We start from the raw sequence: 22,814 nt of genomic DNA, 5'->3' as shown, positions 1-22,814 counted from the left end.
AAATGATTTTTAATCTTCCTGAACAATATTAAAGAAGCATTAATTCCTTTTCCTGATTAATTCAACTAATTTAACCAGTCCATCCAGTTTTATTAAGTAGCTGAAAACCAAATAAGTTAGAGTACCCAATAATATCCCAAGGGTAATTCTTATAAAATTAGTTTGATCAATAATAAACTGATCTAAACCATAAACTGCCGCCCCCCCAATTAGAGCAAGTAAAATAATTGGTACTATATCCTTTATCTGCTCAAATGCGGGATAATTAATAAATTTTTCGGTATAATATGCATTAATAAAAAAAACAAGAAATGATAATATTATCTGGGCATACAATAAACCAAATATCCCAAACTGTATACCTATTACAATGCCTATTACAGTAAGAATCTTTTTATATACAGAAAGTTTTAAAACCAGGTCGCTTCTTCCTTTAACTTTTAAAACATTAAGATTATAAGAATGAATTGGATACAAAATTCCTGTTATACATAATATTTGAAAAAAAGGTACTGCCGGTAACCATTTTTCAGTAAATAAAAACACAAATATTGGTTCCGCAAGTATTGCTAAAAATATAAGCGTTGGAGCAATTACAAATACAACTATTTGCATTAATTGTTTATAAACCCTCTTAAGCCGAACATTATCATCCTGAATGGAAGCAAAAAGCGGATAGGTTACTTTACCTAAAGCACTTGAAATATTTCTTACGGGTAATTGTTTCATAGTCTCTGCCCGTGTATAAAAACCAACCTGCCCGGCAGAGAAATACTTACCAATAACTATTAAATAAATATTGCTAAAAACTTTCTCTAATAAACTCGAAAACATGAGCTTATATCCAAAATTAAAATGGTCCTTAAATTTCTGAGCACTAAATTTTAAGTCAGGAGTCCATTTAGAATAAATCCAAAACTGTATTGAACTTAAAAAAGAGGAACTTATATTACTCCATACCAAACTCCAAACTCCATATCCTGAATAAGCCATACTTAAACCTACCACCCCTCCTAATATTGTGGAAGGAATACTTACTATAGTTTGGGTTTTAAAATCCAATCTTTTAGTCATCCGCGTTCTTTGCACCGTGGAAAAGGCATCGATGATAAAAATAATACAGTATAATCTTATTATATTGGTTAAAATATTCTGCTCATAAAAAGAAGCAATTAAAGGAGCACTAAAATAAATTATCCCATATATCAAAATACTGGTAACCAGGTTAAAATAAAAAACAGTAGAAAAATCACCCTGATCGGGATCTTTTGTACGGATCAGAGATTGGGTTAATCCGGAATCCACTAAAACCTTTCCCACCGAAACGAAAACAGCAATCATACCTATTAACCCAAACTCTTCCGGCATAAGTAGCCGGGCTAATACCATTGAAATAATAAAACCAATTATTTGGTTTCCAAACTGCTGAGCAAAAGTCCATACCATCCCCGCAGTGGCCTGTTTTCTTAGGGACATTTAAATTGATTTAGCAATCTCAGTAAGATAAGCTCCGTATTTAGATTTTCCATATCTATTAGATAAATCATTGAGCTCATTTTTAGAAATAAACCTTCGTTGATATGCAACCTCTTCAATACAACCTATCATAGTACTTTGCCTGTTTTGCAATACTCTGATAAACTCTGTAGCGTCATCCAGGGATTCTACCGTACCCGTATCAAACCAACTCATACCTCTGGTCATAACACCAACTTCTAATTCACCGGCTTGGAGGTACATATCGTTAATGGCAGTAATCTCTTTCTCACCACGTGCAGAAGGTTTTACATTTTTTGCATATTCCACCACCCTATTATCATAAAAGTAGAGGCCTGGCACTGCGAATTTGGATTTTGGTTTCGTAGGTTTTTCCTCTATACTGATGGCCTTTTTATCTTCATCAAATTCTACAACTCCATAACGCTTCGGATCTTTAACCGGATAGGCGAAAATTGCTGCACCCTCGATATTTATTTTGCTTCTTAGCAAACTCCCCAAACCATTTCCGTAAAAAATATTATCTCCTAAAACAAGGGCTACTTTCTCATTTCCTATAAATTCTTCACCAATTATAAAAGCTTCTGCCAATCCATTTGGTTCTTCCTGTACTTCATACTCAAAATTGCAACCTAAATGGGAACCATCTCCTAACAATTTTTTAAAGGCTTCCTGGTCATGAGGAGTGGTTATGAACAAGATATCCTTAATTCCGGCCAGCATCAATACGGAAAGCGGATAGTAAATCATAGGTTTATCATATACCGGCAGTAATTGTTTACTTACTGCTATGGTAATTGGATATAACCTTGTTCCACTTCCTCCTGCTAATATTATTCCCTTCATGTCTTCTCGAATTTCACTGATTTAAGCGAATTAACGCGAATATTGTTTTTTATAATAGTCTTTATAATTACCACTGGTAACATTATCCAACCAGGTTTTATTCTCCAGATACCAATCAATGGTTTTTTCAAGCCCTTCTTCAAAAGTGACGGAAGGCTTCCACCCAAGCTCTTTATTAATCTTGCTAGCATCTATAGCATAACGCTTATCATGCCCGGGCCTGTCTTTTACATAAGTGATTAACCTGGCAGATTCCCCTTCTTTTCGATTCAATTTTCTATCCATAATTTGGCATAGCAAATGGATAAGATCAATATTTTGCCATTCATTAAAACCACCAATATTATAGGTTTCCTTATGCTGTCCTTTATGAAATGCAAGATCTATGGCTTCAGCATGGTTTTTTACGAAAAGCCAGTCCCTGGTATACCTGCCATCTCCATAAACAGGGAGGGGTTTATTATTCACGATATTATGAATAAACAAAGGAATAAGCTTCTCGGGGAATTGGTTGGGACCGTAATTATTAGAACAATTAGAAATAATATAGGGAAGACTGTAAGTTTCTCCGTAGGCCCGAACGAAATGATCTGAACTTGCTTTAGAGGCAGAATACGGGGAATTTGGATCGTAGGAAGTGTTTTCTGTAAATAATCCCGCCTTTCCTAAGCTTCCGTAAACTTCATCGGTACTGATGTGATAGAACAATTTATCATTAAAATTATCCTTCCAGAATTTCCTGGCGGCATTCATTAAATTTAAAGTCCCTATCACATTGGTTTTTACAAAAGCAAGTGGATCGGTAATGGAACGATCTACATGGGATTCTGCGGCAAGATGAATAACAGAATCAAATTTATATTCCTCAAAAAGGCTGTCAATTTTTACAGCATCATTTATATCGGCTTTTAAAAATTTATAATTTTCTGCTTCCTCAATATCCCGTAAATTCTCCAGGTTTCCCGCATAGGTAAGTACATCCAGGTTATAGATATTATAAGCTGGGTATTTATTCACAAAAAGTCGGACAACATGAGAACCGATAAACCCGGCTCCTCCGGTAATTAGGATTCTTCTGTTTTCCATTTTATCCTTTATATTATTATTTATTTTCATCCTGACCTGTGAAATAAGATTTGAGGCGATTTCCCAAATACATTTTTCCGTAATGTGTTTTTAAATACTTTTCTCTCTTTATCGCATCCGATCTTGAGATACAACCTTCAAAATAAATCAATTTTAGTGGTCTACGATACTTAGTAGACGTTACCATTCCCTTTTGATGAGCCTCAAATCTTGATGATAAATCACTAGTTAAACCTGTATATTTCTTTTTGTCCTTTAGGCTTTGAAGAATATAAACATAAAAATATTTACCTAACTGATTTATCATCATTTCACGGGTTAAATCCGGCTCCACCGGTAATTAAAATAGATCTTTTATCCATGCTCTTCTAAATAATATGTTTTATACCAGTCTATAAATTGTTTAACCCCATTTTCAATATCAACAGAAGTAGCATAGCCAAATTTACTCCTTAGGGCTTCCACATCAGCCCAGGTACGAGTAACATCTCCCGGTTGCGCAGGAAGAAATTCTTTTTTTGCCGGTGTTTTAGTTTGTTTTTCAATTTCTTCTATAAACCGCATTAAATTTACCGGCTTGCTGTTTCCTATGTTATAAAGAGAGTAACTTTGATTATTATCCTGACTTATGACTTTATATACCCCATCAACTATATCATCTATATATGTGAAGTCCCTTTCCTGATTCCCTTCATTAAATATTTTAATCGGACGCCCATTCATTATGGCATCCGTAAATAAAAACATAGCCATATCAGGTCGCCCCCAGGGCCCGTATACGGTAAAAAACCTTAAACCGGTTGTTTTAAAACCATATAAATGACTATAAGTAAAGGCCATTAACTCATTGCTTTTCTTTGTAGCAGCATATAGGCTGATTGGGTGATCTACAGCGTCCTCAGTAGAAAACGGCACCTTCTTATTTTGCCCATAAACACTCGAGCTACTGGCATAAATCAAATGCTGAATTCCATAATTTCTACAGCACTCCAGTAAATTGGCGAAACCAATAATATTGCTGTCGATATAAGCTTCAGGGTTTTCAATACTGTAACGAACTCCAGCCTGAGCAGCTAAATTAACCACCTTTTCGAATTTGTGATTTTCAAAAATTTTAGGCAACTCCTCCCGGTCTTCCAGGTTTAAACGTACAAATTGAAAACTATTAAGATTACTATGGCAAACTGAATTATATTTTTTAGCATCCTGTTCTTTAATTCCTAACTCTTTCAACCTATCAAATTTCAGTTGAGGATCGTAATAATCATTGATATTATCCAAACCAATAACTTTCCAGCCTTCAGCAATTAATTTTTCGCATAAGTGGTATCCGATAAATCCTGCAGCACCAGTAACTAGAATTTTTCTATTTTCCAAAGAAGTCTCCATTTTAGATTTCAAAAGTAGGTTTTCTCTATAGTTCTAAACCCTAAATTAATCTTAATATAATCCCAACAATATTTAAATATGAGTATAACAGTAAACACTTTAATCCGTGCAATTCGCTAGAATTCGCGACAATTCGCGTTTACACAATCATTCCCGCCGCAACGGTTTCGTTAGTGTTTTCATCTATTAAAATAATACTTCCGGTATTTCTGTTATCTCTGTAAGAATCCAGCATTAACCTCCTGGTGGTTCTTATTTTTACCCTGGCGATATCGTTCATTTCCAGTTTAGAATCTTCGCTATCACGTTCAAAGGTATTGATATCCATTTTGTATACTACCTCTTTTATCATCGCCCTTTCTTCATTTGAGGTATGCATTATGGTATATTTTGCACGGGGTTTTATAGCATCATTGTTCAACCAGCAAAGCATTACATCAAACTCCTGTTCTTGCTCCGGTTGGTTGTTCTTCTTAACGATCATATCTCCCCGGCTTACATCTATATCATCTTCTAAAGTAATCGATACAGACATGGGGGCATAAGCTTCTTCAACTTCCTCCTCTCCCGCATTGATCGACTTTATCTTAGAGGTAAATCCTGAAGGCAGTACAGCTACTTCATCACCAACCCGGTAAATCCCACTGGCAATCCTTCCGGCATAACCCCTATAATCTCTGAATTCCTCACTTTGTGGTCTTAATACAGTCTGTACAGGGAAACGAGCATCAATTTTATTGATATCACTGCTTATATGGAGATTTTCCAAAGTACTAAGTAAAGTGCCGTTCTGATACCACTTCATGTTTTCGGAGCGATTTACCACATTATCTCCAAGTAATGCGCTAATGGGGATAAAACGAACATCTTTCATCAATAGCTTCGAGGAGAATTCCTCAAACTGCCCGATAATGTTGTTATAAACTTCTTCAGAATAATCCACCAAATCCATCTTGTTAATGCAAACAATGAGGTGGGGGATATTCAACAAAGAGGCGATAAAAGAGTGTCTCTTGGTTTGCTCGATCACGCCGTGACGGGCATCGATAAGAATCACCGCCGCATTAGCGGTAGAAGCTCCGGTCACCATATTACGCGTATACTGAATATGCCCCGGGGTATCGGCAATTATAAATTTTCGCTTTGGCGTGGTAAAATACCGGTAGGCTACATCAATGGTAATCCCCTGCTCTCTTTCATCCTTTAGTCCATCGGTGAAAAGTGCGAGGTCCACCCCGTCGTGTCCCTTCTTTTCACTGGTCTTGCTCACAGAATCCAGTTGATCTTCAAATATAGACTTCGAGTCGAATAAAAGCCGGCCTATTAATGTACTTTTTCCGTCGTCTACTGAGCCTGCTGTGGTGAATCGTAATAGTTGGTTGTTATTTATCTCCATGTTTTTTATGCTTTAGGCCTCAGGCTTTATGCTTTAGGCCAAAAATGTATTTTAGTTGTCGATTAAAGTTTTTATATCATAAATTAGCAATGTAATTTCTGACTCAATCTGAACAATTTTTTCTTTATTTCATTTACTTCCTCAAAACAAATCCTAAATGTATTTTCATCTATAAGTTTTAAGTCTTTACTCAATATGAAAAAGTATTCTAATTCATGAGCTGAACCTAGAAAAATTTGTACAAATCTGTTAAAGTCTTTGTCTGAACCCCTTCCACAACCTTCACTGAAATTCGAAGGTATTGAATAAGCAGCCCGCTGCATTTGAGAAACTAACTGATATCTCTCTGAATTAGGGAAAGAAGAAGTTATTTTATATACATGCAAAGTCAATTCATGACTTAACTTCCAAACATCATATTTCTTAAAATCTCTCATTATTGACGGTAGTTGCGAAGGCATACAGCTTATGGCATAAAGCCTAAAGCCCCATATTAAAAATATCCCTGCTTTTTCCTATCCTCCATCGCTGTTTCACTCCTTTTATCATCAGAACGATCTCCCCTTTCTGTTTTACGCATTGCAGAGACTTCCTGAACAATTTTTTCCAAATTATCAGCATCAGATTCTATCCCGCCGGTGATCGTAATATCTCCCAGCGTCCTAAACCTAATTTTCTTTTTCTCTATTTTCTCTCCTTCCTCTAACTTCAAATATTCTGAAACCGGAATCCAGGAATTACTTCTGAAGACCACTTCTCTTTCATGTGCGAAATACAGAGACGGAATACTAATATTCTCACGCTTTATGTAATTCCACACATCCATCTCGGTCCAGTTACTAATAGGAAAAGCCCTGAAGTGTTCCCCTTCAAAATGCTTTCCGTTTAAAAGGTTCCATAATTCAGGACGTTGATTTTTTGGATCCCATTGTCCAAAATCATCCCTATGACTAAAAAAGCGTTCTTTCGCACGCGCTTTTTCTTCATCTCTCCTTCCGCCGCCAATAGCACAATCTACTTTATTAGTTTCAATAGCATCAAGCAAGGTCGTAATTTGCAAAGCGTTTCTGGTGGCATTTTTGCCTTTCTCTTCTGCAACACGGCCTTTATCTATTGATTCCTGTACAGAACCGACAATAAGCTTTACACCAAGTTTATCAATTAGATCATCCCTAAACTCTATAGTTTCCGGAAAGTTATGTCCGGTATCTACGTGCATCAGGGCAAAAGGGATCTTACTGGGGTAAAAAGCTTTCTTTGCAAGGTGGGTTACCAAAATACTATCTTTTCCGCCGGAAAAAAGGATCACAGGGTTTTCAAACTGGGCCCAAACCTCTCTTAAAATATAGATGGCTTCCGACTCTAATTCGTCTAAATAATTTAAATAATACTTACTCATTATAATTTCAGTTTATCCTGAAGAACTTCCATAATTCGCTCAACGGCGTGTTCAGGAGCTTCTTCTTCAGTTTTAATTTCTATCGCAGGTTTTACAGGTTTTTCAAATGGAGCATCTATCCCGGTAAAATTCTTGATTTCTCCGCTTCTGGCTTTCTTATACAATCCTTTTACATCCCTTCTTTCACACTCCTCCACAGAAGTATTGACAAAGACCTCTACAAATTCATCCTCCCCTATTATTTCTTTTATTGAATTTCTATCTGACTCCATGGGCGTAATAAAAGATGCAATTACTACATTCCCGTTATCGACAAATAATTTAGCTACCTCAGCAATTCTTCTTAAATTCTCGTGTCTGTCTTCTCTTGAAAATCCAAGGTTCTTATTCAGCCCCTGGCGAATATTATCTCCATCAAGGGAATAAGTGTTAATGCCCTGTTGAAACAATTTCTCTTCCACCTTATTTGCCAGCGTAGATTTCCCCGATCCGGATAGGCCCAGAAACCAGATCACAAAACTTTTATGTCCGTTTCTTTTATTTCTTACCTGACGACTAATTTCAAACTTATGGGAGACTAAATTATTCATATTTCCTGTTCCTGTAATTGTTTTTCTTTTTTAATTCTTTTTCTTCGTTGTTTCAGACCATAATCGATCTTATACCAGGCGCGCTCGTGCAAATAATATAATATCATTTTGGTTACCACTTCAGCTCCACCCACTTGTAAGCCTACCATAGGGTCTCCGGAAATTGCCCAGGCCAGAATCATAGTATCCAGGGTACCTACCAGCCTCCAGGTAACGGTTTTTGCCAGGTGCCTTTTCTTACTGTCACCGTTTTTAGTGATTCCGGCTCTAATCCTGAACCATACCCGCTCATGCAGATAATATAAGAACATTTTTGTGACTACCTCAGCCGCTCCAATTTTCAAACCCGTTAACGGGTTGCCGGATATCAACCAAGCCAAAAGCATGGTATCCAGAGTTCCAATAATTCTCCAGGTGACACTTTTGGCGATATGTCTTTTGTAGGATTTAGCCAAGCCTGGAAACCAAAAAGTAATTATTCAATAAATTTTCCCGGTTATATTTCATGGGTTCAGCGGTTTGCCTGTCAATAACAGATAAACCTACTGCATTGCAGATTGCCTGCCCCGCAGCGGTATCCCATTCCATGGTTGGAGCAAATCTTGGGTAAACATCGGCCTTACCTTCAGCCACCAGGCAAAACTTTAAAGAACTGCCTTTTGATACTATCTCTACTTCTTTATTGTATTTGCTTTTTAGATTCTCTATATATTCCAGAGTATCCTGATTCATATGAGAGCGACTTCCAACCACACGAATTTCAGTTTTAGTTTCTGATGGAGCAATTTCGGTAAGGGCCAGGTTCTCCACGTCCAAATTTTCTTCGGCAACCAAACTGGTTTTAAAGCTTTTCTGATTCTCTACATCACCGATATACAAGTCTTTCTTTGCAGGTACGTATATCACTCCAAAAACCGGGACATTATTTCGAATCAAGGCGATATTAACAGTGAACTCCCCGTTTCTCTTGATGAACTCTTTGGTCCCGTCTAAAGGATCAACGATCCAGCATTCCTGCCAGTCTTTTCTTTCTGAAAATTCAAGTTGCTTGTTTTCTTCGCTGATAATAGGTATACCGGTAGGCACCAAAAAGGAATTTATAATATCATTTGCCTCGTTATCGGCTAGTGTCAATGGAGAATCATCCGACTTTGATTCCACCTGAAAATCTTCATTTTCGTAGATTTCCATAATTCTAATTCCTCCTTCAACCGCTGCTTTAACAGCGGTTTTATAAGTATCCTTCATAATATATTCTTTTGGGGCCCAGATTAATCGCCAAAACTCGCAATGTTTTTAAAAATGGACAACTTTCATAACTGATTTAACAGCAATTTAATTCTTCTCACAGACAATCAGTATTCCAGTCTAAATAATACCGCCTCATTAATTCACAACATCCTTTTGTCACAAAGTTCACCTCCCATCTCCATCACTCCTTCCCAACTATATCAACTCCCAATCGCATAAAATTCAAATCCAATTTCTTCCTTGGTCTTTCTTTCAAGTAACCTGCGCCCATCAAAAAGGAAGGCTGGTTTTAGCATCTCATCATAGATTCTCTTCCAGTCCAATTCCATAAACTCATCCCATTCTGTTAATAAGGTCACTGCATGAGCATCTTTTGTGGCTTCATACGGTGTATCCACCACCTTAACCCTGGTACGGTTTTCTTCTGAAGTCCGGGTGTTGAGATAATCCAGGTCAGCATAGATCTGCTCTGTTTTAACTTTTGGATCGTACACCACAATTTCTGCCTGCTCATTCAACAAATAGTCTGCCACGTAAATCGCTGCAGACTCCCGGGTATCGTTAGTGTCTTTCTTAAAGGCCCAGCCCAGTAAAGCGATCTTCTTTCCTGAAACAGTATTAAATAAGGTCTGTACCATCTTTGCTGCAAACCTTCTTTTTTGATGATCATTCATCAGAATTACCTGCTCCCAGTAATCGGCTACCTCATTTAAACCGAAAGATTTTGATATATAAACCAGGTTTAGGATATCCTTTTGGAAACAGGACCCTCCAAAACCAACGGAGGATTTTAAGAATTTTGGACCAATCCGGGAATCCATTCCTACTGCTTTAGCCACTTCATTCACATCAGCTCCGGTTTTCTCACATAATTCGCTCATCGCATTGATACTGGAAACCCGCTGCGCAAGAAAAGCATTAGCCGTTAGTTTGGAAAGTTCCGAAGACCAAACATTTGTAGTAAGTAATCTCTCTCTTGGCACCCAATGTGCATAAACATCTACCAAAGCCTCAACTGCATCTTTTCCTCTTTCGGTATCTATATCTCCACCTATAAGCACTCTATCCGGGTTAACAAGGTCATCCACTGCAGTTCCTTCAGCTAAAAACTCAGGGTTGGAAAGGATCTGATAGTTCACCCCGTTTCCGGTATTATCCAATATATTCTTTAAAGCTTCGGCGGTACGTACAGGTAAGGTAGATTTTTCAACTACAATTTTATCGGTCCTAGAAACCCGTGCAATTTGACGGGCACAGAGTTCGATAAATTTAAGATCAGCGGCCATACCTTTTCCAATTCCATAAGTTTTAGTCGGGGTATTCACCGAAATAAAGATCATATCGGCCTTATCTATAGCCGCGTCAACATTAGTTGAAAAGAAAAGGTTTCTACCTCTAGCCTCTTTAACCACAGCCGATAGTCCGGGCTCATAAATTGGAATGTTCTCTACATCTTCATCATTCCAGGCAGCAATCCTTTCTTCGTTAATATCTACAACGGTAACCTCGATCTCAGGGCATTTTTGCGCGATCACCGCCATTGTTGGCCCTCCTACGTAACCGGCGCCGATGCAACATATATTTTTTATTTGTGTCATTTGTATATTATATCTTTTTATCAGGTAATGGTTTCTTGTAATGCAGTAACGAAGTAACCATGTGATGCTGTTATTTTGTAACCATTTTTAACCCTATAATTCTTATATATTGGTGGATTTCAAGGTTCAATACAAACAACTTTCTCAAACTACCTCACCTTTACTTTTTAACAACATTAATTTTTTACAGCGTCACTACATCACTTCTTTACTCTTTCAAACTTTGTATTAATTTCAGGATCATTCTCCTGATATATATTATTTTCTCCGCAACTTTCGGATTCTCTTTAATAAAATCTAATCTAGAAGCAATCTCAAGTTGAGTTTCTATCTCTGCCACAGAACCTAATGAAATATAAAGAAACCTGATAAATTCCTTTTTACTACTTCTAGCCGCACCTTCCGCAATATTAGATGAAACTGAAACGGAGGCTCTTCTAATCTGCCCCGTCAATCCGAATTTTTCCACCTCTGGAAAACTCCGACTTATTTGATAAATATCAACAACCAAATCAACACTTTTCTTGTAAACGGTTAAATCTTTGTGTGATTTCATTAAACAAGGTTATAGTTATAAATTCAAAACTTCATCCCATCATTACTCGTTCACATGGTCACCGCATCACTCCTTCACAACGTCACCAGATTACAACTTCTTATCACACCTATCCCCAAGGACCCCCTTCACATCATACACCACGGTACTTCCATTCTTCAACTTTTCCAGGTCAAGATCTAAAAATTCTTTATGAGCTACTGCAAGTACAACAGCATCGTATTTCTCATCAGATAATTCACGAGTTGTCTCTAAACCATATTCATGCTTCACCTCCTCGGGATTCGCAAGTGGATCATAAATGGTCACATTGGTACCATATTCCTTAAGGTTTTTTATTACATCTACCACCTTAGTATTTCTTACATCGGGACAATTCTCTTTAAAGGTAATTCCCATTACAAGAATATTAGCGCCTTTCACCTTCTGATCGTTCTGCAACATAAGCTTAACAACTTCTGAAGCCACATATTGCCCCATGGAGTCATTCATTCTTCGACCGGCGAGAATGATCTCCGGGTGGTAGCCTATCTCCTGGGCTTTCTGTGCCAGGTAATATGGGTCTACGCCAATGCAATGTCCACCAACTAAACCGGGCTTGAATGGCAAAAAGTTCCATTTGGTTCCGGCTGCCTCAAGCACATCCTGGGTATCTATCCCCATCATATTAAAGATCTTGGCGAGTTCGTTTACGAAGGCTATATTAATATCCCTCTGTGAATTCTCTATGACTTTAGCAGCTTCGGCTACTTTAATAGTTGGTGCCAAATGAGTACCTGCAGTAATCACTTCTGCATACAGCTGGTTGACTTTCTTTCCTATTTCCGGAGTAGAACCAGCAGTAACTTTTAATATTTTATCTACGGTATGCTCTTTATCTCCAGGATTAATTCTTTCAGGAGAATAGCCAACGAAAAAGTCTTCGTTGAACTTCAATCCACTGGCTTTCTCCAGAACAGGTACACATTCATCCTCAGTTACTCCGGGATAAACTGTGGATTCATAGATTACCACATCTCCTTTCTTAAGAACTTTCCCCACAGTCTCGCTGGACTTGTAAAGCGGAGTAAGATCAGGGCGATTATTTTTATCAACAGGAGTTGGAACCGTGATGATATAATAATTACAATCTGCTATATCTTCAAGATCGGCGGAGCAGTATAAACCATTCCCGTTTTTCAATTCTACCTTTTGAACTAAAGCCGATTGTAATACATCATCCTCTACTTCCAAAGTAGAATCGTGACCAGTCATTAATTCTTTAACCCGTGCTTGATTAATATCAAAGCCTAGCACCGGATATTTGGTAGCAAATAATCTTGCAAGAGGAAGACCGACATAGCCTAAACCGATAACTGCAATTTTAATATTGTTCATTTATTATTTCGTTTTTTCGCTTTATTGTGAGCATGTGACGCTGTGAACCTGTAAAAAAGTGATTAAAAGAAAACTCGTTGTCTAGGTTACACTTATACTTCGTCACTCCTTCACTTCATTACTACTTTACTTTAAATTATTCCAATACCAAGATATCGCTTCCTTTATCCCATCTTCAATTTTATGACTTGGCTTATAACCAAGAAGTTTCTCAGCCTTTTCAACTGAAGCAAGAGAGTGTGGAATATCTCCGGGCCGGTTAGGTCCGTGTTTCACTTCCAGCTTTGCTATTTCAGCATCATATTCCGAAAGGTATTTTTTGAGTAATTGTGTGAGCTCTACCAGGTTGGTCCTGTCTCCTACTGCCGTATTATATACTTCATTAACCGCCTCCGGGTTCTCACTGGTCATTGCAAGCAGGTTCATTTGAAGCACATTGTCTATATAGGTAAAGTCACGGGAATAGGTACCATCTCCATTAATAACAGGACTCTCATGTTGCATAAACTGCATCACAAATTTGGGAATAACCGCGGCATAAGCCCCGTTGGGATCTTGTTTTCTTCCGAATACATTAAAATATCTTAGCCCTATAGTATCAAAATCATATGCCTTCTGAAAGATATCTGCATATAATTCATTTACATATTTAGTAATGGCATAAGGAGAGAGGGGTTTCCCGATTTCATCTTCGATCTTGGGAAGTTTTTCTGAATCTCCGTATGTTGAAGAACTGGCAGCATATACAAAACGTTTAACCCCGGCGTCCCTTGCTGCAACCAGCATATTCAGGAAACCAGAAATATTTACTTCGTTACTGGTAATGGGATCATTTATAGATCGAGGCACCGAACCTAAAGCCGCCTGGTGAAGTACATAATCCACTCTTTCACAAGCTTTTTTACAGGTTTCAAGATCGCGGATATCTCCTTCTATAAGGGTGAAATCGGGATTATCCTTAAAGGCTTCGAGGTTGTGGCGATGTCCGGTGGCAAAATTATCCAGACAAATTACTTTAGCGTCAAGGCTAAGGAGAGTTTCACATAAATTGGAACCAATGAACCCGGCTCCACCCGTTACTAATACATTTTTACCGGCAATTTTATCGGTTGGAAAGTCGATCATGTATAATTGGGAATTTTAACATTTTAACAGCCGCAAAGATAGAATTTATAAGTTTCAGGTTTACTAAAGAAACCTTAAAGCTTTAAAAAGGTTAGGAGCGAGATTAAAACTTTAAGGTATACGGTCTACTGTTTATTTTTTGTTTGACGTTAAATCAATGCTATTTTACTCCAAATCCTTTGTGACATTCACCTTAGGAAAGGTCTTCCCGAGGGAATCTAACTCAAGAAAGATAGAGAGTTTTGTCATTGCATCTGACTCCGAAGGATTGAGAATAAGAAGGTCCGCAGGTCTATATCTAAAATACTCTTTCACATTTCTATTATGATTTTCATAATAATGTATAAGGTGTTCTTTATTGTAGGGATCATCCTCGGCAACATTACAGGCAATCTCCAAAGCCTCCCAGGCCCATCTCTGGGTTCTGTTTAAAGATGCCTTTAATTTCTTCATATCCGAGATTTTCTCTTTTGAACCCCACTTTATTGAATGGTATTTAATTAAAGATTCATACCATTCCTCGGAGTCATTTCTTATTGTCAATATAAATTTACTTCCCGGAAATTTATGATCCAGAATAATGTAGGTATAGGGTAAACTAAATGGAATATCCTGGAAGAATTGTGCCGAATAACAATACTTTATAATTCTGTGAAAATCTCGCTTACCCCAGTCATATAAAAAATTCTCAGCTTTTTTCTGAGAACCAATTATAAAACCCAAGTCAGCCATAGCCGTTTTTAAGGAAGTGGTTCCGGTTTTATTTGCACCAATTCCAAACACTTTTGGTTTGTTGTAAACCCGAAAATAATTATTTATCGTTTTAATCCTCGAACGTAGCATATAAAATATTAAAATCAGTCAAAGTTAAGTATTATCACTTAAAACTGGCTGTCACAAATAAATAGTGTTATTTATTAGAAGTCTGGAAATCAATTCCAAACAAATAATAACTTTTGAATTTTAACTTTGAATGTTAAATCTCTTCTAACTTGATCTATTTTGTATTTAGGATTGATCGAAAGCATTTCGCGCTTTTTTATTCCTTATCTATCTTAATAAATTAACGAATAAAATATATTAACAATTATTAAAAATCCAGAAATTAAAGATTCTTTATTTTTTTTCTTATATCGAATCCACCGGATTTAAGTTTTAAAATTTCTTTTGAATTTTAAAATTCAATATTTGGGAAAATTTATTTGCCCCTTCTTTATTTAAATGATCAGCATCGTAAAAATCTTTTGGTTCGAGAGAATTAATCTGAAGAAAATTATAATAGAATACATTATCAAAATCCTGAGCTAATTTTTCACAATAACTAATAGTAAGATCAAGTTGCTTTTCATTTAAGTTAGCAACATAACTATAATATGCTGGCGGAGTAACCAGGTAAACCTCCCATTTATTTTTATTAGCTATCTGAATTATTTTTTCAAGGTTTTTTAATTGAAACGGCAACAAATTTAATTTTTTTTTGGTATGTCTTTTAGCTGCTTCCAAGCCGGAAAACTGTAATTCTTCCAAAGTGACATTTACGTTTTTTGGACCCCAGCCTAGGGAATCAGCCAATATTAAATTATTGTCTTTAAAATAAAAATCAAAAACTTTAGCCAGCGTTTGACTACCTTTTTTGTTCAAAATTTCAAACTTTATTGGATTTCCTATTCCATAGTAAATATTATAATATGGTGCTCTCCAACTTTCAACTCCATTTTCAAGTGAACCAAAAAGCGAAAAATAGGAGATTGGAATGATCAGTTTTTCTAAATTTTTAAAATCCGCTTTGTAATTTTCTAATATCTTTAGATCATAATCAAGAGATTGTGAAACCATAGCAGCATTGAATGCTGGTTGCTCCAACAATTGGGGATTAACTCCTCGATAAAAATGGGAACTTCCTAAAACCAGAGTTTTTAAATTTTGAGCGTTTTCATCTAGGAATTCCCGTTTTAATGAATAATCGTTAGGAATGTTCCTTAATGCTAATTCGCTTATTATAAGGAAAAAAATTACTGGAAAGCCGATAATCAATATTCTTATTAAAAACTTTTTCATTTATTAAAATTGGAAATAAATAAATTGTTGTTCTTCACCAGCGGTATAAAAAATTAAAAAAGCAATCGTATAATAAGCCGCTAAACGTATAAATATTGATTGATTTAAGAGTAATTTTTCCAAAGCGAACTGGTTCCTTCTTTCTAACCATTCAATAAATATAAATATTGCCAACAATGGAATCAGAAATTTTGCATAGCCAATTCCTTCATAATAGGGAATACTTAATAAAGATTCAGAAAACATCCCTCCCAAATAACTTATCGCGTGACCAATATTCTCTGCTCTGAAAAACACCCAGGCAATTACAGTCAATCCAAAAGTTAAAGTCATTTGACCAAACTCTTTCAAAGAAGGAAAATAGGAATCCTCGGCTACTACCTCCATATTCTGACGGTTTTTATTGGTTAGGAGTAATGGGAGAAAATAAACTGCATTCAATGCACCCCATACAATAAAAGTCCAGTTTGCCCCATGCCAGAAACCGCTTACCATGAATATTATAAAAGTGTTTCTTACCTTCATCCAGGTGCCACCCCGGCTTCCTCCAAGTGGTATATACAAATAATCCCTAAACCAGGTAGATAAAGAGATATGCCAACGTCTCCAGAATTCTGCGATATCCCGGGAAAAATAAGGGAAGGCAAAGTTTTGCATTAATTTAAATCCAAAAATCCTGGCCGTTCCTATGGCAATATCAGAGTACCCGGAGAAATCTCCATAGATCTGAAAAGTGAAAAACACAGCTCCCAAAGCTAATGTACTCCCAGACATATCTGCAGAGTTTTCAAAAATATGATTGGCATATACCGCACAGTTATCTGCGATTACTACCTTTTTGAACAGTCCCCACAAAATCTGCCGCATGCCATCAACTCCCTGGCTGTATTCAAATTTTCTCGGCTTATAAAATTGGGGCAGAAGATTGGAGGCTCTTTCAATTGGCCCGGCAACCAACTGGGGAAAGAAACTCACAAATGCCGCAAAAGAGATGAAATTTTTAGTTGGTTCAAGCCGGTCTTTATAAACATCTATTGTATAACTCAAAGTTTGGAAGGTGTAAAAACTAATTCCAACAGGAAGGATGATATTAAGAGAATTTGCATTTAGTTCGTAACCCGCGATACTAAAAGCAGATTTAAAATTATCTAGAAAGAAATTATAATATTTAAAGAACCCCAGGAAACCAAGATTAACCAGGATACTTATCCAAAGTAAGACTTTTCTTCTCGTTGGGGCTTCGGTTTTACCTAAACTCACCCCCACAAAGTAATCTACTAAAGTACTAAAAAGAATCAATGACAAAAATCGCCAATCCCACCAACCATAGAAGACATAACTGGCTACAGCAACCAATAAGTTTTGCCATTTTAGACTTTTGTTAAATACAAACCAGTAAAGAATAAAAACGATCGGCAAAAAGATCGCAAAGTCCAGAGAATTAAAAAGCATTCATTCCAATTTTAAAACAGAGGTAAATATAAAATCATTTTTTTTGATGTTGAGAGTTCCAGCATAGATTAAACCATCCAGATTATAATTAACTCAATAAAAAATGAAACAGAGTTTTGTTATTGCATTTCCTACATTTTAGCTTTAACTACTTATTTTCACTAGCCTCATTCCTATTCAAAATCAGGAATTCTTTCGCTACAAATTCTGTGAAATATTGCGCTCCCTGAAAATTGAAATGAGTATGGTCTCCCCAATTGGCCGCTTCAAACAAGGAAGTTTGATCCAAGAATTTTTCGTAATCTATTTTATTTTCCGATGGCAAAGTTTTGTAGTTTGCAACCATTTCCTTAGTATAATTTTTAGGTGTTAAAATAAAAATTATGGAAATATTTCTTTCCTGTGCTTTTTTGATTATTTCATTAATTTTTTTTTCAAAAGCCCCATTTGATTTGCTTTCATTAGCCTGAAATAACTGAACACCTTTTGATTGATAATTGGATATAGTAATTTGATTCATTTCTTTTCTACTATCAATAGCAAAAAAACCTTTATTATCAAATTTTTTAGACTCCTTTGAATGTGAATAGGACTCTAAGCCTTTAAGCTTACCTAGATTAAAAATATTTAAAGTTTCACTTATTGAATATGAAAAGATATAATGTACTCCAATTAAAAAGTCTCGAAATGTTCTAATATCCTTATCTAGAACATAGTTAAGGATAAAAGTGAAATTATCAGAACTCTGATAATAAATATTTTTATGGTTATCAATCTTTTCCCAGGGCACACTCATAACCTGTTGAAACTCTATCATAAAAGTTGCATCTTTTATAGAAGTATCATTTAAAATTGAATTGATTAAAAAAATATTTTCATTAAACCAGGTTCCGTAACTTCCCAAATTATACGAATTAATATCCCTGTCATTTACCTGCATAACCGAATCAAATACTTTAGGGTTAATTCCATTCACAATCCTACTTGAGCCAAAAAAATATAAATTATAATCATTTAAATCATTTTTAATAGATGAAAATTTTTGTTCAAACATCTCATTTCCATAATACGTCCGAATAGGCAAAATAAATCCCAATACTAAATTGAAAACAAAAAGAATTATTGAAAATATTAATATTTTATTTAAGAATTTTTTCATTTAAAACTGAAAATATATGAATTCCTGATTTTGTCCATAAAATAATAAAACTAATATAGAGATCGTTAAGTATAAGGTTTTCCTTAAAACATTATTTTTTAATAAACCCTGGGATAAGGCATACTGGTTTCTTCTACCTAACCATTCAACGGTAAAAAATAAAATTAATATTGGTATTAAAGTTTTAAGAAAAGAAATCCCAGAGTATGAGGGTTCATTAAAAAATGACCATGAAAACATTCCTCCCAAGTAGCTCACGGCATGTCCAATATTCTCCGCTCTAAAAAACACCCAGGCAATTACCGTTAGTCCAAAGGTTAAAGTCATCTGTCCCATCTCTTTCAATGAAGGCAAATAAGAATCCTCGGCCACCACTTCCATATTCTGACGGTTTTTATTAGTTAGTAGTAAGGGGAGAAAATAAACTGCATTCAATGCCCCCCATACAATAAAAGTCCAGTTTGCCCCGTGCCAGAAACCGCTTACAATAAATATAATAAAGGTATTCCTGACTTTCATCAAAGTGCCTCCCCGGCTTCCTCCCAGGGGTATATACAAATAATCCCTAAACCATGTGGATAAGGATATATGCCAACGCCTCCAAAATTCTGCGATATCTCTGGAAAAATATGGGGATGCAAAATTCTGCATTAAATTAAAACCAAAAAGTCGGGCGGTTCCTATAGCAATATCTGAGTATCCGGAGAAATCCCCATAGATCTGAAAGGTGAAAAACACAGCTCCCAAAGCTAAAGTACTCCCAGACATATCTGCAGAGTTTTCAAAAATATGATTGGCATATACCGCACAGTTATCTGCGATTACTACCTTTTTGAACAGTCCCCACAAAATCTGCCGCATGCCATCAACTCCCTGGCTATATTCAAATTTTCTCGGCTTATAAAATTGTGGCAATAAATTAGACGCCCTTTCAATAGGACCTGCAACCAACTGGGGAAAGAAACTGACAAAAGCCGCAAAAGAGATGAAATTTTTAGTTGGTTCTAATCGTTCTTTATACACATCTATGGTATAACTCAAAGTTTGGAAGGTGTAAAAACTAATTCCAACAGGAAGGATGATATTAAGAGAATTTGCATTCAATTCATAGCCCGCGATACTAAAAGCCGACTTAAAATTATCCAGAAAAAAGTTATAGTATTTGAAGAATCCCAGGAAACCAAGATTAACCAGGATACTTATCCAAAGTAAGACTTTTCTTCTCGTTGGGGCTTCCGTTTTGCCTAAGCTCACACCAACAAAATAATCCACTAAAGTGCTAAAAAGTATAAGCGAAAGAAATCGCCAATCCCACCAACCGTAGAAAACATAACTAGCTGCAGCAACCAGTAGGTTTTGCCATTTTAGATTTTTGTTAAAAACAAACCAGTAAAGAATAAAAACAATCGGCAGAAAGATCGCAAAGTCCAGGGAGTTGAATAACATTTTCTATAGTTCTTTCAGAAGCATCGGCAAAAATAGAATTATTATTTGTTTACCTCCAAGCATCCAACTTATTTCTTGAAAAGTATTTTTAGATTATAAGATTCTGATATACCGGATACTCTTTAGAAATAAATCAAATAAATCAACTCGTAAATAATCACATCTAGCTAGGTCCTCCTTCGTTATTTCTCTGTAAAAAAACCTCTGTTAAAAAGAAATTATAGGGAAACTTCAAAGAAGCACCGGTATGGCATAGCATACCTAAATCTGCCCTATAAATAATCCTCTCCAGGGCTATAGATAATTTAGAATTTGGTAGACTCCAAATGTACCAGGCTGGTTTTAAGTATTCTCTCGGTGCCGGATTTATCTTTATTGTAATTATTAAGACGAGCCTCCAGTAACTGCATTGCTCCCGTTCCCATCTCTTCGGGAAACTGGTCGATATAGCTGATACTCGGAGTTAAAAAGTTGGCGAGTTCTTTCCCTATAAAACCTATAACTTTCAGATCCTCAGGGATATTTATTGTATGTTCAAAAGCCGATCGGTAGACCTGCATGGTACTTTCAAAATCGGTGCAGATTACTGCCTCTACCTTATCCTTAACAAGCATCTTTTCGGTTTTCTCTTTTAAAGACTCCGGCCGGGCCGAGTTGGCGATATAATAATTTTCATTTTTAGGCAAAGCCTCTTTATAACCCTCTATCCTCAGTTTTCCCACACCCATATGATGGATAGTAGTAGCTATTCCTATTTTTCTAATGCCTTTTGCCAGTAAGCCTTTGGTTACATCAGCAAAAGTACCTACATCATCTATTCCTATTCGGTCGGCGGGAATGTCAAAATTTATCCTGTCATACAATACTACCGGGATTCCATATTCCACCAGTTGGTATAGATGGTCAAATTCTTTTTTTCGTTGAGTCTCTTCTGCTACAGCTATCAAAACCCCATCTACATAACCTGTGGTTAACATATCACAGATCTGCTTCTCTCTATCCAACTTTTCATTAGAAATATAAGTGATCACCTGCAAACCGGCACGTTGGGCTTCTGCTTCAATCCCCGAAAGTACACGGGCAAAAAAGGAATTGGAAATATTTGGGATAATAACTCCAATAGTCCCACTCTTGCTGCTTTTAAGATTTACAGCTACCGGATTAGGCCTGTAATTATGCAATTTAGCAAGTTCCTTTACCCGCTCAACGGTCTTGGCGCTTATCTCGGGGCTGTCATTTAAAGCTTTGGAAACGGTTGAAATTGATACATTAAGCAGTTTTGCTAATTCCTTAAGGGTGATCTTATTCTTCATAATCTCTCTGAAAAATTAAAATAATTTATAAAAGTATGAATATTTCCTGGAAATTATTCTTTACCCTGATATGTTTCATGATTTTATTAAAGATTTAATAACTTTAAAAGGCCTTAAAAATAATTCTAAAGAAAATGTTTGCTAAAATAAACCAAACCGAATATCCCCCAAAAAAACCTACAATGGTTTGGGATGGCACCTGCGGCTTTTGTAAATTCTGGAAGACCCGTTGGCAACTAAAAACAAAAGCTAAACTCCGATTTGTTACTTACCAGGAGGAAGCTGGCGAATTTCCTGATATTCCAGAAAAAGAATTCAAAAAGGCAAGCCGACTTATCGAACCCGATGGCAGGGTTTACAGCGGGCCCGATTCTGCCTACAGAAGCTTATACTACACCGGTGATGAAAAATGGCATCATTGGTACCAACAATATTCCTGGTTTGAAAAGTTAAGTGATGAAGCTTATAATCATATAGCGAAAAACCGGGATTTTTACTTTAAGCTTACTAAAGCACTTCTGGGAGAAGACCCTGTCAATTTTAAATTCTACTGGCTTTTTTACCTTCTCGCTGTTTTTGTTATTTTGGCATTATTATGAATTTTCTGCGTACCTATTGGTTTTTTATTCTTGCAGCCCTTATCACCATAATCGGGATCCTCACCGGCTGGTACCTGTTTATTTTCCTTGTTTTCCCTCTTAGCTTCTTCCGCAGAAAAAAGAAAAATGAAGATGAGCAACAAGGAAAGGACTTCTAAACTTTTCTTTTCTCCGGAAGTAGTTTTTATCACGAGTTAAACTTATCCTAAACCCCCGTAGTAGTTTGCAAATATTGGGCTTGCGCCGTAATTTAATACTCTAATCATGTCAAAATAATTAAAATGAAAGATTACGGAACATTATCCCAGGCAATTAATAAACTGAAACTGGAAGAAGGATATGAACACGATTTCAATCTGCTGGATGAACAAATTGAGATCAAATCTAAAAATGAAACTTATGGCATTGAAGAATTTGACGTTGATAAGGTGCTTCGTTTCGAAGGAATGAGCAACCCCGACGATAATGCCATTCTTTATGCCATATCCACAACCAATGGCCGAAAAGGTGTCCTTGTAGATGGTTATGGAATTTCCAGTGGACAGGTGTCCGATGAAATGATGAAAAAGCTGGACCTCAAGGGCCATCGCCCAATCGATTAATAACTCGTTAAACTTCTATTAAAGCAATAATACGGCTTGGCAAGCTCACTAAACTATTGTATTTTAGTATCATAA

At 36.3% G+C, this 22,814-nt stretch carries 24 protein-coding genes; 3 read left to right on the top strand and 21 right to left on the bottom strand.

What is annotated here, in order from left to right; all coding sequences use genetic code 11:
• Positions 1 to 39: 39 nt before the first annotated feature.
• From BUW93_RS05680 to BUW93_RS05580, 21 genes are all read right to left on the bottom strand, one after another.
• Positions 40 to 1,446, bottom strand: coding sequence for a lipopolysaccharide biosynthesis protein (locus BUW93_RS05680; protein ID WP_232778323.1), 1,407 nt, complete (start codon positions 1,444 to 1,446; stop codon positions 40 to 42).
• A gap of 30 nt (positions 1,447 to 1,476) precedes the next feature.
• On the bottom strand, positions 1,477 to 2,343 hold the full coding sequence (rfbA, locus tag BUW93_RS05675) for a glucose-1-phosphate thymidylyltransferase RfbA (RefSeq protein WP_081210028.1): 867 nt from the start codon (positions 2,341 to 2,343) through the stop codon (positions 1,477 to 1,479).
• A 30-nt stretch (positions 2,344 to 2,373) separates the two neighbouring features.
• A complete protein-coding gene (rfbB, locus tag BUW93_RS05670) occupies positions 2,374 to 3,429 on the bottom strand; it encodes a dTDP-glucose 4,6-dehydratase (protein WP_081210243.1) in 1,056 nt (351 codons plus the stop codon).
• Positions 3,430 to 3,445: 16 nt separating this feature from the next.
• Positions 3,446 to 3,739 carry a GIY-YIG nuclease family protein gene (locus tag BUW93_RS05665; RefSeq protein ID WP_232778319.1) on the bottom strand — a complete coding sequence of 98 codons (294 nt, stop codon included), beginning with the start codon at positions 3,737 to 3,739 and terminating at the stop codon, positions 3,446 to 3,448.
• Between the two features lie 44 nt (positions 3,740 to 3,783).
• A complete protein-coding gene (locus BUW93_RS05660; RefSeq protein WP_157893287.1) occupies positions 3,784 to 4,806 on the bottom strand; it encodes an NAD-dependent epimerase in 1,023 nt (340 codons plus the stop codon).
• Positions 4,807 to 4,957: 151 nt separating this feature from the next.
• Entirely contained in the window at positions 4,958 to 6,214 is a 1,257-nt protein-coding gene (locus tag BUW93_RS05655) for a sulfate adenylyltransferase subunit 1 (RefSeq protein WP_081210024.1), read from the bottom strand.
• 83 nt (positions 6,215 to 6,297) lie between these two features.
• A complete protein-coding gene (locus tag BUW93_RS05650; protein ID WP_081210239.1) occupies positions 6,298 to 6,651 on the bottom strand; it encodes a four helix bundle protein in 354 nt (117 codons plus the stop codon).
• Positions 6,652 to 6,707: 56 nt separating this feature from the next.
• Positions 6,708 to 7,613 (bottom strand): sulfate adenylyltransferase subunit CysD, encoded by a 906-nt coding sequence (cysD, locus tag BUW93_RS05645; protein WP_081210022.1) that lies wholly within the window; start codon positions 7,611 to 7,613, stop codon positions 6,708 to 6,710.
• Complete coding sequence (gene cysC, locus BUW93_RS05640; RefSeq protein WP_081210020.1) at positions 7,613 to 8,203, bottom strand: adenylyl-sulfate kinase; 591 nt, start codon at positions 8,201 to 8,203, stop codon at positions 7,613 to 7,615. The genes cysD and cysC overlap by 1 nt, the downstream gene beginning before the upstream one ends.
• Complete coding sequence (locus BUW93_RS05635; RefSeq protein ID WP_081210018.1) at positions 8,200 to 8,658, bottom strand: DUF2061 domain-containing protein; 459 nt, start codon at positions 8,656 to 8,658, stop codon at positions 8,200 to 8,202. The genes cysC and BUW93_RS05635 overlap by 4 nt, the downstream gene beginning before the upstream one ends.
• Positions 8,651 to 9,451, bottom strand: coding sequence for a 3'(2'),5'-bisphosphate nucleotidase CysQ (gene cysQ, locus BUW93_RS05630; RefSeq protein ID WP_081210016.1), 801 nt, complete (start codon positions 9,449 to 9,451; stop codon positions 8,651 to 8,653). Before cysQ ends, BUW93_RS05635 begins: the two co-directional genes overlap by 8 nt.
• Before the next feature lie 203 nt (positions 9,452 to 9,654).
• Entirely contained in the window at positions 9,655 to 11,052 is a 1,398-nt protein-coding gene (locus tag BUW93_RS05625; RefSeq protein ID WP_081210014.1) for a UDP-glucose 6-dehydrogenase, read from the bottom strand.
• Between the two features lie 208 nt (positions 11,053 to 11,260).
• Complete coding sequence (locus BUW93_RS05620) at positions 11,261 to 11,608, bottom strand: four helix bundle protein (protein WP_081210012.1); 348 nt, start codon at positions 11,606 to 11,608, stop codon at positions 11,261 to 11,263.
• A 90-nt stretch (positions 11,609 to 11,698) separates the two neighbouring features.
• A complete protein-coding gene (locus tag BUW93_RS05615) occupies positions 11,699 to 12,985 on the bottom strand; it encodes a nucleotide sugar dehydrogenase (RefSeq protein ID WP_081210010.1) in 1,287 nt (428 codons plus the stop codon).
• Between the two features lie 126 nt (positions 12,986 to 13,111).
• On the bottom strand, positions 13,112 to 14,110 hold the full coding sequence (locus BUW93_RS05610) for an SDR family oxidoreductase (RefSeq protein ID WP_081210008.1): 999 nt from the start codon (positions 14,108 to 14,110) through the stop codon (positions 13,112 to 13,114).
• 165 nt (positions 14,111 to 14,275) lie between these two features.
• Positions 14,276 to 14,953, bottom strand: coding sequence for a sulfotransferase (locus BUW93_RS05605; protein WP_081210006.1), 678 nt, complete (start codon positions 14,951 to 14,953; stop codon positions 14,276 to 14,278).
• A gap of 312 nt (positions 14,954 to 15,265) precedes the next feature.
• A complete protein-coding gene (locus BUW93_RS05600) occupies positions 15,266 to 16,168 on the bottom strand; it encodes a hypothetical protein (RefSeq protein WP_081210004.1) in 903 nt (300 codons plus the stop codon).
• 3 nt (positions 16,169 to 16,171) lie between these two features.
• Positions 16,172 to 17,620, bottom strand: coding sequence for an MBOAT family O-acyltransferase (locus tag BUW93_RS05595; RefSeq protein WP_081210002.1), 1,449 nt, complete (start codon positions 17,618 to 17,620; stop codon positions 16,172 to 16,174).
• A 148-nt stretch (positions 17,621 to 17,768) separates the two neighbouring features.
• The gene (locus BUW93_RS05590) at positions 17,769 to 18,779 is read right to left on the bottom strand and encodes a hypothetical protein (protein WP_081210000.1); all 1,011 of its coding nucleotides are present in this window, start codon (positions 18,777 to 18,779) and stop codon (positions 17,769 to 17,771) included.
• The gene (locus tag BUW93_RS05585; protein WP_081209998.1) at positions 18,780 to 20,225 is read right to left on the bottom strand and encodes an MBOAT family O-acyltransferase; all 1,446 of its coding nucleotides are present in this window, start codon (positions 20,223 to 20,225) and stop codon (positions 18,780 to 18,782) included. It abuts the gene before it with no gap.
• Positions 20,226 to 20,530: 305 nt separating this feature from the next.
• Positions 20,531 to 21,538 (bottom strand): LacI family DNA-binding transcriptional regulator, encoded by a 1,008-nt coding sequence (locus BUW93_RS05580; RefSeq protein ID WP_081209996.1) that lies wholly within the window; start codon positions 21,536 to 21,538, stop codon positions 20,531 to 20,533.
• A 134-nt stretch (positions 21,539 to 21,672) separates the two neighbouring features.
• On the opposite strand from BUW93_RS05580, the gene BUW93_RS05575 reads away from it, so the two are divergent.
• From BUW93_RS05575 to BUW93_RS05570, 3 genes are all read left to right on the top strand, one after another.
• Positions 21,673 to 22,137 carry a thiol-disulfide oxidoreductase DCC family protein gene (locus tag BUW93_RS05575; protein ID WP_081209994.1) on the top strand — a complete coding sequence of 155 codons (465 nt, stop codon included), beginning with the start codon at positions 21,673 to 21,675 and terminating at the stop codon, positions 22,135 to 22,137.
• Complete coding sequence (locus BUW93_RS15010; protein WP_198536981.1) at positions 22,134 to 22,295, top strand: hypothetical protein; 162 nt, start codon at positions 22,134 to 22,136, stop codon at positions 22,293 to 22,295. Before BUW93_RS05575 ends, BUW93_RS15010 begins: the two co-directional genes overlap by 4 nt.
• A 123-nt stretch (positions 22,296 to 22,418) precedes the next feature.
• Positions 22,419 to 22,739 (top strand): phosphoribosylpyrophosphate synthetase, encoded by a 321-nt coding sequence (locus BUW93_RS05570; protein ID WP_081209992.1) that lies wholly within the window; start codon positions 22,419 to 22,421, stop codon positions 22,737 to 22,739.
• The last annotated feature ends 75 nt before the right edge of the window (positions 22,740 to 22,814 follow it).

The organism is Salegentibacter sediminis, from assembly GCF_002078605.1.
GTDB classification, from domain to species: Bacteria; Bacteroidota; Bacteroidia; order Flavobacteriales; family Flavobacteriaceae; genus Salegentibacter; species Salegentibacter sediminis.
The sequence above is the reverse complement of the archived record's forward strand: the minus strand, read 5'-3'. Positions and strand labels throughout refer to the sequence as shown.